The sequence below is a fragment of the Mesorhizobium sp. M1050 genome, from assembly GCF_040318715.1.
GTDB lineage: Bacteria > Pseudomonadota > Alphaproteobacteria > Rhizobiales > Rhizobiaceae > Mesorhizobium.
The window spans coordinates 18,669-30,817 of record NZ_JAMYMV010000069.1 but is presented as its reverse complement, the minus strand read 5'-3'; the positions used below and the strand labels follow the sequence as shown (position 1 = coordinate 30,817).

Here is a 12,149-nt window from a genome sequence, read left to right as displayed (position 1 = left end):
CGGCCTTACGAGAGGAGGCAGAGGCGTGGCATCGCGCTGCCGGGGTCGCTGGCCGAATATGTCCCGCGGCCGGTCAATTCGGCCGGGCCGGGGCCGGCGCAGCTCTCCTTCGCGGCGGCGTCGACGCTGCCGATCGCCGGCACCACCGCCTGGAACGCCATCCGCGCCGCCGATGTCGGACCGGGCTCGGTCGTCGTGCTGCTTGGCACCGGCGGCGTCTCGATCTTCACCCTGCAGCTTGCAAAAGCTGCCGGCGCCACCGTCATCATCACCTCCTCGTCGGACGAGAAGCTGGAGCGGGCGAAGGCACTGGGTGCCGATCATCTCATCAACTATCGAGCGACGCCCGACTGGGACGGCAAGGTGCTGGAACTGACGGACGGCCTCGGCGCCGACCTCGTCGTCGAGACCGGCGGCACGGCCACCTTTGCCCGCGCCATCAACGCCACCGCGCCCGGCGGCACGCTGTTCACCATCGGCTTCGTCACCGGCGCCGAGGCCACGATCAATCTGCTGCCGATCATCATCAAGGCGTTGAAAGTGGTCGGCAACAACACCGGATCGGTGTCCGACCTCCGCGACGCCATCCGCGCCATCGGTGCGGCCAGGATCGACCCGGTCGTCGACAAGGTGTTTTCGCAGAATGAAGCGGCCGAAGCCTACGCCCACATGGCCGCCGGCGGCTTGCACTTCGGCAAGCTGGTGTTCGGGTTGGAGTGGTGAGGAAGCGGATAATCTCCCCCCTCGAGGGTCCCTCGAGGGGGAGATGTCGCCGAAGGCGACAGAGGGGGTCGTCTCGCGTGAAGCGCCAACCTGATCTGCTGCATGGGCCGAGCCCAGTCGAACCGACCCTCTCTGGCCTGCCGGCCATCTCCCCCTCAAGGAGGGAGATCACGCTCTCACCTCAGATCAGCTTCTCCAGCGTGATCGGCAAATCCCGAACCCGCTTGCCCGTCGCATGAAACACCGCGTTGGCGATCGCGGGGGCGATGCCGACGATGGCCAGTTCACCGACACCCTTGCCGCCGAGCACCGAGGAATGCAGGTCGGGGATGCCGACCGAGATTACCTCGATGTCGGGAATGTCGGCATTGGTCGGCACCAGATAATCGGCGAGGTTGTTGTTTACGATGCGGCCATGGCGGCGGTCGACGATGCCTTCTTCGAGCAGCGCCTGGCCGATGCCCATGATGATGCCGCCCTTCCACTGGCTTTCGGCGAGCTTCGGGTTGTAGAGCCGGCCGGAATCCAGCGCCGACACCACGCGTGACACCCGCACCGTGCCGAAATCCTCATCGACGCGCACCTCGATGAAATGCGCGCACCAGGAGTGGCGGGAATAGTCGCCTTCGGTGTGCGGCAACGCCATGGCGATGGTGGTGTAGTTCTTGTAGCGATCCTCTGGCGTCGAATTGGCCGGCATGGTGTCGCCGGTGGCCTCGATGTGGTCGCGGCCGACGCTTTTGAGCAGCTCGGAGATCGAGACATCAGGCCCGTCGCCGCGTGGCGACGACATACGGCCGTTGGCGACAACCAAAGTGTTGGCCTGCAGCGGGTGGAAGGGTTACCGTGGATCGCTGATCGCCAGCCCGATCAACTGGTCGAGCGCCGAGGTCGCCGCCTTATGGACCGCACCGGTCATCACGCCGGCCAGCCGCGAGCCGCCGGCGACGCCGGCGCGGGGCAAGCGCGAATCGCCGAGCTTCACCACGACATGGTCGGCCGGCACCCCGACCGTCTCGGCGGCGGTCTGCACCAAGATGGTGTAGGTGCCCTGGCCCATGTCGATCGAGGAGCTTTCGACCTCGACCGAGCCGTCGGCCAGGATGCGCACGATCGCCTCGCCATAGGCGCGCCGCACGGGATAGGTACCTGCCGCAACGCCCCAGCCGATCAGCTGATTGCCGTTGCGCATGGAGCGCGGTTCGGGCGTACGCCTGGACCAGCCGAAGCGTTCCGCGCCGGCGGCAAAAGCCTCGCGCAACTGTCTGGTCGACCAGGCTTTTTTGGCTTCCGGATCCTGCTCGGCATAGTTCCTGAGCCGGATCTCCAGCGAATCGATGCCGACCTCGTAGGCGAGTTCGTCGATGGCGCTTTCGATGCCGAAGGCGGAGGGGTTTTCGCCCGGCGCGCGCATGGGGCCAGGCACTACAGAATTCACCCGCACGACATTCTGCTTGGACGAGAAATTCGGCGTCGCGTACATGATCGAGGTGACCGATCCGAGCGGCTCGACCCACATGCCGTCGACGGACGTTTCATTGACGCCGCGATGCACGATCGACTGGATTTTTCCTTGCCGGTCGGCACCGATCGTCACCGTCTGCCGCGTCGCGGCGCGGCCGCCATAGCCGGTGAAGGTCTGCGGCCGCGTCATCACCAGCCGCACCGGCCGGCCGAGCATCTTTGCTGCGGATGCCGCCACCGCACCATGGCTGAGCGCCAGTGCCTTGGAGCCGAAGCCGCCGCCAATATAAGGCGAGACCAGGCGCACATTTTCGAACGGCACGCCGAACCATTCGGCATAGGTGCGCGCCATGCCGTCCAGCCACTGGCTCGGCTCCCACACGGTGAGGCGGTCGTCCTCCCAGCGGGCGATCAGGCCATGCGGCTCCATCGGCGCCTGGTATTCGCGCGGCGTGTTGTAGGCGGCGCAGATGCGCACCGGGGCCGAGGCGAAAGCGGCTTGCGCGTCGCCCCATTCCTTGGTCATGGCGTCGATCGGGATGCCGTCGCCGGCCTTGGCGTCGCTAAGGTCGACGATGGCGGGGGTCTCATCATAGCTGACCTTGACGAGGGCTGCCGCGGCGACCGCCTGCTCGAAGGTTTCGGCGACGACAGCGGCGACATGCTGGCCGGAGAAAGTGATGTCGCGCACCAGCGGGCAATAGGGCTTGTCGGGTGGCGGCGTGCCGAACCAGTCCGAGGCGGTTCTCAGGCTGATGATGGTGTCCGGCGTCAGCACTTGCAGCACCCCGGGTGCTGCCTGCGCCTCTGCGGTGTCGATCGAGCGCACCTTGCCTGAGGCAATCGTGCTTTCGACCAGCACGGCGTAGGCGAGGCCTTCGAGCTGTTGCTCGACGGCGTATTTGGCTGCGCCGGTGATCTTGGCCGGGCCGTCGACGCGCGACAGCCGGCCGCCGACGACTTGCGCCAGCGCGCCGTCGGATGCATCACCATGTCTGATGTTGTGAACGGTCATGCCGTCTCTCCCATTTTGAGGATGGCGCGCGCGACGACGCGCGGCGCCAGTTCAAGCTTGTAATGGTTGGCGCCATGGTCGACGGCGCCTTCGATCGCGAGCAGGCTGGCAGCGCGGACAGCATCTGGTTCCAGCGCCTTGCCCTTCAGCGCGTCCTCCACGGCTTTCGCCCGCCAAGGTTTGGTCGCGACGCCGCCAAGCGCCACGCGCAGGTCACGGATGGTCCGCCCATCGGCCTCGAACTCGACGCCGACGGCGGCACTCGCCGCGGCAAACTCATAGGATTGCCGATCGCGGATCTTCAGATAGGTCGAACGCCGGCCAGAGGCCGAGCCGGGGATCTCGATGGCGGTGATCATCTCGCCCGGTTCGATCGCGTGTTCCTTGTTCGGCGTTGTGCCGGGCAAGAGGAAAAAATCATCCACCGGGACCTGGCGACCGCCGAGATGCACGATCGCATCGAAGGCGACCAGCGCCACGGCGAGGTCACCCGGATACATGGCGATGCAGGCTTCGCTGGTGCCGAGTACCGCATGGCCCCGTGTGACACCGCCGATGGCCGAACAGCCGCTGCCGGGTTCCCGCTTGTTGCAGGCGGGGAAATTCGCCGGATCGCGGAAGTACGGACAGCGCGTGCGCTGCATCAGATTGCCGCCGATAGTCGCCATGTTGCGGATCTGTGCGGAAGCCGCCTGCCACAGCGCTTCCGAGACGGCGGGGAAGCGGCTCCTGATACCGTCATGGTCGGCGACGTGGCTCATCTTGGCAAGCGCGCCGATGGTGGCGCCGCGCTCGTTGAGCTCGACGCCGTTCAGGCCCTTGAGATGGGTGATGTCGACCAGTGTCTCGGGCTCGGCGACGCCGCATTTGGCGAGGTCGATGAGCGTGGTGCCGCCTGCGAACAGCATGGCGCCGGGTAGGGCGGCCGCCTGTCTTGCCGCATCGACCGAGCTGGCGCGCAGATAGGAAAAATCCCTCATGATGCGACCTCCAATGCAGCCTGGCGAACGGCGGCGACGATATGCGGATAAGCGCCGCAGCGGCAGAGATTGCCGGCCATGTATTCGCGGATCTCGTCATCTGAGCCGGCATGGCCCTCGCGTATGCAAGCCACCGCCGACATGATCTGGCCTGGCGTGCAATAGCCGCACTGGAAGGCATCCTGTTCGAGGAAGGCAGCCTGCACGGGATGCGGTTCGCCCTCACGTGCAAGCCCCTCTATGGTGGTGACGGTGCGGCCCTCGACTTGCGCGGCAAGCGTCAGGCAGGCCAGCACGCGCTCGCCGTCGACATGCACGGTGCAGGCGCCGCACTGGCCGTGGTCGCAGCCCTTCTTGGTGCCGGTCAGGCCTAGCCGGTCGCGCAAGGCGTCGAGCAGCGTGACGCGCGGCTCGAGTTGCAACTCGTGATGGTGGCCGTTGATATCGAGATGGACGGGAATTGTTGTCTTGGTCATGGGCGTCTGGCTCCAGTTGCTTGACGCGGATGGGGATGAATTGGTGTTGGGGCGGGCGAGGGCAAGGGCGCGAAGGGCGTGATCTCCCCCCTTGAGGGGGAGATGGCCGGCAGGCCAGAGGGGGTCGCCGGACGTAAAGCGCTAACTTCCATCTGCCGCAGGAGGTCGCGCCCAGTCGAGCCGACCCCCTCTGTCGCCTTCGGCGACATCTCCCCCTCGAGGGGGGAGATTACACGCTCGGCATTTTGCAGACGTGACATACCGGCTCCCCTGATTATATGATAAAGGTGCTCCACTAAAACGGAGGTGCCTCCGTTTGTTTACGTGGGGGCTGACCCGGATGGGTTCAAGCCCCATATTTCGGCAGTGGAGAAAAAAGTGGCCGTGGAGCCGTCCGTCATCGCTGAAAAGAAAGCCGAAGGCACGGAGGCAAAGCCGTTGCGCGCCGATGCGCAGCGCAACCGCGACCGGCTGGTCGAGGTGGCGGCATCCGTCTTTGCGGAGCGCGGTATCGACGCCTCGCTGGAAGAGATAGCGCGCCAGGCCGCCGTCGGCATCGGCACGCTCTACCGGCATTTTCCGACGCGCGAGCATTTGGTCGAAGTGGTCTACCGGCGCGAGGTGGAGGCGCTGTGCGCGGCCGCCGGCGAGCTCGCCGAAAAACACCCGTCCGATGTCGCGCTGGAACAGTGGATGCAGCGCTTCGTCGATTACATCGCCACCAAGCGCGGCCTGGCGACCAGCCTGCGCATCCTGCTCAACACCAATTCGACGCTGTTTTCCGATACGTCCGGCCGGGTCTCGCAGGCGCTTCGGCAACTGGTCGAAGCCGCGGTGGCCGACGGCACCATCCGCGGCGACGTCGACGCCTCCGATGTGCTGCACGCACTATCCGGCATCTACTCGGCGCCCGACACGCCGGAGTGGCGCGACCGTTCGCGCCGGCTGGTCAAGCTCTTGATGGACGGGTTGCGGTTCGGGGCTGTAAAGGAACGATGAGAGCGGCCGGATTCCGGCCGCGCGACAACCAGACCTGTCCATGATTTGAGGGGCATGAGATGTATGTAGGCCGTTCCTACAAGTTGATAGATTTCGCGCTCTGGTCGCGCCGCAGTGTCATTTACATGGTGGTGGTGAGCGGACTGGCTGTCGCTGCCTACCGCCTACCGGGGATTGCCGGCTTCTCGGTGCCATGGCCGGTGGTGCTCGTGCTCGGCACCACCGTGTCACTTGTTGCCGGGTTCAAGAATTCGCAGGTGTTCACGCGCAGCAGTGACGCGCTGCAGGCCTTTACGCAAATCACGGCGAGCAGCCGGTTGTGGTCCAATTTCTGCAGGGATTTCATCGATGCGCTAACGGCAAAGCAGCTCATCTACCGCCATATCGCCTGGATGACGGCGTTGCGCTTCGCCCTACGCCGGCCGATGCCGTGGGAATCCATGGCGCGGGCCGCCAATGTCGAATACCGGCGTCGCTACCGCATCCATGAGGATGCGAGTTCGGTCGCCGAGGAACTGCGTCCGTTGTTGGCCGAACAGGCCGAGGACGTCCTGAAGTCGCCGCAGCCGGCGCTAGCGCTTTTGGAAATGCAGTCGGTCCAGGTCAATGCGTTGCTCAAGGACGCAAAAATTCCTCCGCAGGTCTATGTCGAACTTATCAAGCTGATCCGTGATTTCCATGATCAGCAGGCGCGCTGCGATCGTATCAAGAACAATCCCTATCCGAGGCAATACGCCATCGTCAGTTCCATGTTCGTCATGATCTTTTGCACGCTGTTGCCGTTCGGGGTGGTTCCGGTCTTTGCGGACATGGGCAAACTGGGCGGCATGCTCGGCCCGATCGCGATCTGGCTGACGATCCCGTTCAGCACGCTGCTGGGCTGGGCCTACATGTCGCTCGACCAGGTCGGCGAAAGCAGCGCCAATCCCTTCGAGGGCAATGCCAATGATGTTCCGATCTCGCAGATCTGCCGTGACATCGAGATCGAGTTGCGCAGCGGGCTTGGGGAGCTTGACCTTCCCAAGCCCTGGCTGCCGGTCAATGACATCGCGACCTGAAGCGCTTCGTTGCGGCAATCTATGTGATGCGCAATACCGATAAGCTCAGGCACCTGCGTCAGGCTGTTACCGGGCAAGGAAGCAGGAGCCGTCAGGACGCGTCCGCTCCCTTGACGGAAAAAAATTGAAGCCCGCCCGGCAGCCCGCTCGCTTCCATCTCGCCATGCGCTTCGAATATCAGGCCGGAGCCGACCACGGCCACGTCCTTCCAGGGCGGACGGCGCGGCGCGTGATCGGCGTTCGCCCGGGCAATTCCGTGAGCACAACTGCTCGCAGCGGCCGGCATCGTTGCAAATCGCGCACACCGGAGCGAACGACTCAACTAGCCCTTCGCTTCGACCAGGATCACCAGCGACTCCGGCGCTACGCCATCATAGGCCATCGCATCGGCTGCTGCCTTACTCTGCATCAAAGCGGCCATCTTATCCATGTCCGGAACGTCCATCATCACGGCCACGTGTTTCGGGTTCTGCGGATCGACGAAAGTGCGGATGTTGGTGATCCCAAGCGAGCCGAAAAGCTCCTTACGCTTGGGTGAACTGAGCCAGTGCTTGCTGTCTTTCGTGATGTTGTGATGGCCGATAACGGTTGGCATGGCGTCCTCCCTGGTTTTACGCAATTCTCAAGGGAAAGCGCTATGCGCTTTTTCCCGGGAATTGCTTCAGGTGATGCCTGCGGTCGATGTCGCCCGCCTGATGCCGCGATCCACCTGTACCAGCCAGTGAGCGCCGTTTCTCTTGGACTGTCAATTAGCTTCTGCTGATGGATAGTGGTGTCCTGTCGTCCCGTCTTTCTCGGCGGCGCGCTGGAACTATCGGACCTGCCGGCCGGAAATCACCCGTAGCCAGGGCGCCAAATGGAAGGCGCTCATGAGGAGATACATCGCCGCCATTCCGGTGAGCGGCGAGGAGCCCATACACAGCATGGCCGCATCGCCACCGAGAAGACAGGTGAGCAGCGCCATCAGGGCGAAGGTCGGTGCCGCGGCAAGGCATAGCCAATTGGCGATGCTGAGGGTGGACGCATTGATGTTTTCGGGGATCGCTCCGCTGGTGGCTGTATGGATATCGAGCATGGTCCTCATCCTCCAATTGTGATGCCAGCGCCGGGGCGTCGCATGTGGTGGGGGGCGCGATCTTCCAGGATTTGGGTTCCCCTCCCCACTTTCGTGGGGCGAGGAACCAAGCTGGAGAGCCCTTACTGGTCCTTGTCCCGGAACGCCGCTTCGCCTGCTGCCGCTACTTCTTCCCATGTCTTGTCTGGCCCGGCATCGTAGTTGTCGTGCCAGTTCCACCAAGAATAGAGCGGGGTCTGCGGATAGCCTTCGGGCGAATCCTCCCAGATCTCCTGGCGACCAAGCGGCGTCGCGTCGAGATAGCTCCAGACGGTGCCCATCGCCTCGTCGCCGCGGTTGTTGATGAAGTAGGTGCGGAAGATGCGGTCGCCATCGCGGATGAAGACGTTGTGGCCGTGCCATTCGTCGACACCGAAGTCTTTGTCGAAACTATCCGTAATGGTATACCAGGGCATCTCCCAGCCCATCCGCTGCTTCAGCCGCGCAATGTCGGCCTGCGGGGCGCGCGAGGCGTAGGCAAGCGTGGTGTTGCGGGCGTTGAGATGGGCGAGGTGGCCGACCTGGTCGGCGCCGAGCGAACAACCGCGGCAGGCATGTTCGGGCCAACCGTACACGCCGGGCTCGAAGAAGGCGCGGTAGACGATCAACTGCCGACGGCCTTCGAACAAATCGAGCAGGCTCGCCTTGCCATTCGGCCCCTCGAACACATAGGCCTTGTCGACTTCCATCCACGGCATGCGCCGGCGCTCGGCGGCCAAAGCATCCTTGGCGCGCAGCGTGGCCTTCTCCTTCACCAGCATCTGTTCGCGGGCGGCTTCCCAATCCTGTCTAGAAACGATCGGCGGGGTCTTCATTGCGGTCTGCTTGGTCATTGGTCGTCTCCTTTGCCAGTCTGTTGTCGCGCCGTTGCGACGTGTGGTTGCTTGCTGTCAGGCAGAATAGGTCGGTCAAGCGCGGGGGTGGGAGTTACAAGTGTGACGGGATTTGAAAGAGCCGGCCCGCCGCAGCAGGGGTGGCGCATCCGCTCAGAGCCGCCGGCCATGGCGTCCGTCGCGTGGAGAGGCAGGTCGTTGGGGTCAGGCATGTCAACTCCCTTGTGAGATGCTTAATATCGACACCTGAAATGCTCAGGCTGGTGAATGCCTAAATTGGCGTCAACGGTGGCTGCCAGGGCATTGCTGGCTGGCGGCCATGACTTAGGTTAGGGCGTGCGGCGCTGAGGGTGGGAGTTACAAGTGTGACGGGATTTGAATGGACTCGCTGATCACCGCGGCAGCAATGGCGCTGGCCGGGGGCGATCCGCTCGGCGCGCTGGATCGTGTCGCCCTGCGCGAAGACCCGCCGGCACTGGCCCTGCGCGGCATTGCCATGGCGCAACTCGGCGATCTCGATCGCGCCAAGGCGCTGCTGCGGCGGGCTGCGCGTGGCTTCGGTCCGAAAGAGGCGGTGGCGCGTGCCAGATGCGTCGTTGCCGAAGCCGAGATCGCACTGGTGTCGCGTGATCTGGGATGGGCGGACAAGGCGCTCGACGCGGCGCGCGCAACGCTGGAAAAGCATGGCGACCGGCTGAACGCCGCGCATGCCGGCCACCTCAAGGTACGGCGCCTGCTTTTGATCGGCCGTCTCGACGAGGCCGAAGACGTGCTGGCCGGGCTCGACCCGGCGCCGCTGCCGCCTGCCGCGCGAGCCGCGCACGAGCTTGCCGTCGCCGGCATCGCGATGCGGCGCCTGAAGACGAAGCCGGCGCGCAGGGCGTTGGAGTGGGCCCGCCATGCCGCCCTCCGGGCCGGCATTACGGGTCTGATCGCGGAGGTCGACAGTGCATTCCTGGCGCTGGACACGCCGGCGGCGCGGCTGATCGCTGGTGGTGAGCAGCGCCCCTTGCTGCTCGAGGACGTCGAGGCGCTGCAGGCGTCGCCGGCGCTGGTGGTCGATAGCTTCCGCTATGTCGTGCGCCAGCGGGAAGCAACGGTCTCGCTGGCAACGCGCCCGGTGCTGTTTGCGCTGGCTCGCACGCTCGCCGAAGCCTGGCCTGGCGATGTTTCGCGGGCGAGACTGATCGCCGAAGCCTTCGGCGGCAGGCACGCCGATGAATCGCATCGGGCGCGGCTGCGGGTCGAGATCGGCCGGCTGCGCGCCGAACTGCGGGGGCTGGCCGATATCGGCGCGACCAGCCAAGGCTTCGCACTGGCGCCGCGCCACGAGCGCGAGGTGCTGGTGCTGGCGCGGCCGATCGAGGAGCGGCACGCGGCGGTGCTGGCCTTCCTTGCCGATGGCGAAGCCTGGGCGACCTCTGCGCTGGCACTGGCGCTTGGCATCGGCCAGCGCAGCGTGCAGCGGGCGCTGGAGCAGCTTGGCGAGGCTGGCAAGGTGCAGTTTTTCGGGCACGGACGGGCGCGCCGCTGGATGACGCCGCCGGTGGCTGGATTCACGACGACGTTGTTACTCCCGTCCCCGCCGCCGAACGGCTAAGATGTGCTGATATTCAGGTGAGGCCGGCCTGCATATGGCGGCTTCCTGCGCTTCCGGTGCTCACGTACGAAAAGTACGCTCCGCTCTGGTTCTCGGAAGCCACCATTTTCGGCGCGGCCTGACCTGAATCTCGACACACCTTGGAACATGACCGGCGCGATGACGACCAACATCGAGGATCAAGACATGAGACATTCAGCGGCCGAAGTCCTGCACGAGTACGGACCTTTTCCCGGTGTGGAAAGGGTCCATGGAGTGAGCTTTGACGGCAACAATGTCTGGTTTGCCTCGGGTGAGAAGCTGAACGCCTTCGATCCGGCAGACGGGCAGGCGCTGCGCTCGATCGATGTCGCGGCGCATGCCGGCACCGCCTATGACGGTCAGCATTTCTTCCAACTTGCCAACGACCTGATACAGAAGATCGACCCTGATACCGGTCAGGTGCTGGCGACCATTCCGGCGCCCGGCGGTGGCGGCGATTCCGGGCTGACCTGGGCCGAAGGGACGCTTTGGGTAGGGCAATACCGCGAGCGCAAAATCCACCAGATCGACCCTGAGACCGGGGCAATCCTGCGCACCATCGAATCCAACCGTTTCGTCACCGGGGTGACCTGGGTCGATGGCGAGCTGTGGCACGCCACCTGGGAAGGCGACCAGAGCGATTTGCGCCGCGTCGACCCGCAATCAGGCAAGGTTCTGGAGAAGCTCGACATGCCGGCCGGCATGGGCGTCTCGGGACTGGAATCCGATGGCGGCGACCGGCTCTTCTGCGGCAGCACCTCCGCCGGGGTGGTGCGGGCGGTGCGCCGGCCACGGTGAGGCCGTATCCTTCGACGCAAAGATCAGGACCGCAGATCGCACGTGGCAAATTTGCCCCTGCCAACTGGCCGCCGCCCTCTATCGAACCTAGATAGGGCGGGCACCGGGCGAACCGCCTGGACCATCTTTGCAAAGGATCCCCCACCATGCCTGAACAGCCCACCATGCCTGAAAAAATTGCGTTGAATGACGGCTCCGCCATTCCCCAACTCGGCCTTGGAGTGTGGCAGGTCGATCAGGACATCACGGCGCAAGTGGTGGGTTGGGGGATCGAGGCCGGCTATCGTCTAATCGACACCGCCGAGGGCTACCGGAACGAGGAGGGGGTCGGAGAGGCGATCCGCAGTGCCGGCGTGCCGAGGGGCGAACTGTTCATCACCTCCAAGCTGCGCAACGGCGCGCACCAGCGCGATGCGGCGCTGCGCGCCTTCGACGAGACGATGGACGAGCTCGGTATCGAGCAGATCGACCTGTTCCTGATCCACTGGCCGGTGCCCAGCCAGGACAAATATGTCGAGGCCTGGAAGACGCTGGTCGAGCTCAGGCAGTCCAGCCGCATCAAGTCGATCGGAGTTTCGAATTTCAACCAGGACCATCTCGAGCGGATCATCGGCGAGACCGGCGTGACGCCCGTCGTCAACCAGATCGAACTGCATCCCCAGTTCCAGCAGCGCGGTATCAGGGACTTCCATGCCAGGCATGACATCCGCATCGAAAGCTGGAGCCCGCTGGGCAGCGGCCGGCTGCTGAACGATCCGACCATTGCCGGCATCGCCCGAAAGCACGGCAAGTCCGCGGCCCAGACAATCATCCGCTGGAATCTTCAGGAGGGGCTGATCGTCATTCCAAAATCGATCCACCAGGACCGCATCGCCGCCAATTTCGACGTCTTCGATTTCGAGCTGGATGCGCAGGATCTGCAGACGATCCGCGGCATGGATTCAGCCTCCGGCCGCACCGGTCCGAACCCCGCCACGGCCGCGTTTTTGTTTTGAGGGGAGCCGACCGTGAAGCTGCCAATCTCCCCCGCAAGGGTGGAGATCGGCTAATCTCCAGCTGCAGCGATTG

General features: G+C 64.6%; 11 protein-coding genes and 1 pseudogene. 6 read left to right on the top strand and 6 right to left on the bottom strand.

Going from position 1 to position 12,149, the window contains the following annotated elements; genetic code table 11:
* A partial coding sequence (locus NKH57_RS27440; protein WP_352949044.1) for a zinc-dependent alcohol dehydrogenase family protein occupies positions 1-723 on the top strand: 723 nt, incomplete at its 5' end.
* 181 nt (positions 724-904) lie between these two features.
* Here the strand turns inward: NKH57_RS27440 and NKH57_RS27435 are convergent.
* The 3 genes and pseudogenes from NKH57_RS27435 to NKH57_RS27425 all read right to left on the bottom strand — a co-directional run bounded on the left by NKH57_RS27435 (position 905) and on the right by NKH57_RS27425 (position 4,658).
* Positions 905-3,202, bottom strand: a pseudogene (locus tag NKH57_RS27435) (xanthine dehydrogenase family protein molybdopterin-binding subunit).
* Positions 3,199-4,182 carry an FAD binding domain-containing protein gene (locus NKH57_RS27430; protein WP_352949041.1) on the bottom strand — a complete coding sequence of 328 codons (984 nt, stop codon included), beginning with the start codon at positions 4,180-4,182 and terminating at the stop codon, positions 3,199-3,201. Before NKH57_RS27430 ends, NKH57_RS27435 begins: the two are co-directional and overlap by 4 nt.
* On the bottom strand, positions 4,179-4,658 hold the full coding sequence (locus tag NKH57_RS27425) for a (2Fe-2S)-binding protein (protein WP_023760152.1): 480 nt from the start codon (positions 4,656-4,658) through the stop codon (positions 4,179-4,181). The genes NKH57_RS27430 and NKH57_RS27425 overlap by 4 nt, the downstream gene beginning before the upstream one ends.
* A gap of 378 nt (positions 4,659-5,036) precedes the next feature.
* Between NKH57_RS27425 and NKH57_RS27420 the strand changes: the two genes are divergently transcribed.
* Together NKH57_RS27420 and NKH57_RS27415 are read left to right on the top strand one after the other, a co-directional pair.
* Positions 5,037-5,657, top strand: coding sequence for a TetR/AcrR family transcriptional regulator (locus NKH57_RS27420; RefSeq protein WP_352949038.1), 621 nt, complete (start codon positions 5,037-5,039; stop codon positions 5,655-5,657).
* Between the two features lie 59 nt (positions 5,658-5,716).
* Positions 5,717-6,715, top strand: coding sequence for a bestrophin family protein (locus NKH57_RS27415; protein WP_352949036.1), 999 nt, complete (start codon positions 5,717-5,719; stop codon positions 6,713-6,715).
* A 322-nt stretch (positions 6,716-7,037) separates the two neighbouring features.
* On the opposite strand, the gene NKH57_RS27410 is transcribed toward NKH57_RS27415, so the two are convergent.
* The 3 genes from NKH57_RS27410 to NKH57_RS27400 form a co-directional block, all read right to left on the bottom strand.
* The gene (locus NKH57_RS27410) at positions 7,038-7,310 is read right to left on the bottom strand and encodes a hypothetical protein (RefSeq protein WP_023763192.1); all 273 of its coding nucleotides are present in this window, start codon (positions 7,308-7,310) and stop codon (positions 7,038-7,040) included.
* 216 nt (positions 7,311-7,526) lie between these two features.
* Positions 7,527-7,790: a hypothetical protein gene (locus NKH57_RS27405; RefSeq protein ID WP_352949033.1), complete on the bottom strand. Its 264-nt coding sequence runs from the start codon at positions 7,788-7,790 to the stop codon at positions 7,527-7,529.
* A gap of 122 nt (positions 7,791-7,912) precedes the next feature.
* Positions 7,913-8,662, bottom strand: a complete 750-nt coding sequence (locus NKH57_RS27400) for a DUF899 domain-containing protein (protein WP_352949030.1) — start codon at positions 8,660-8,662, stop codon at positions 7,913-7,915.
* Positions 8,663-9,041: 379 nt separating this feature from the next.
* Between NKH57_RS27400 and NKH57_RS27395 the strand changes: the two genes are divergently transcribed.
* The 3 genes from NKH57_RS27395 to NKH57_RS27385 all read left to right on the top strand — a co-directional run bounded on the left by NKH57_RS27395 (position 9,042) and on the right by NKH57_RS27385 (position 12,076).
* Positions 9,042-10,262, top strand: coding sequence for a helix-turn-helix domain-containing protein (locus NKH57_RS27395; protein ID WP_352949027.1), 1,221 nt, complete (start codon positions 9,042-9,044; stop codon positions 10,260-10,262).
* Between the two features lie 186 nt (positions 10,263-10,448).
* Positions 10,449-11,081 (top strand): Vgb family protein, encoded by a 633-nt coding sequence (locus NKH57_RS27390; protein ID WP_352949025.1) that lies wholly within the window; start codon positions 10,449-10,451, stop codon positions 11,079-11,081.
* Positions 11,082-11,227: 146 nt separating this feature from the next.
* Positions 11,228-12,076 (top strand): aldo/keto reductase, encoded by an 849-nt coding sequence (locus NKH57_RS27385; RefSeq protein ID WP_352949022.1) that lies wholly within the window; start codon positions 11,228-11,230, stop codon positions 12,074-12,076.
* The last annotated feature ends 73 nt before the right edge of the window (positions 12,077-12,149 follow it).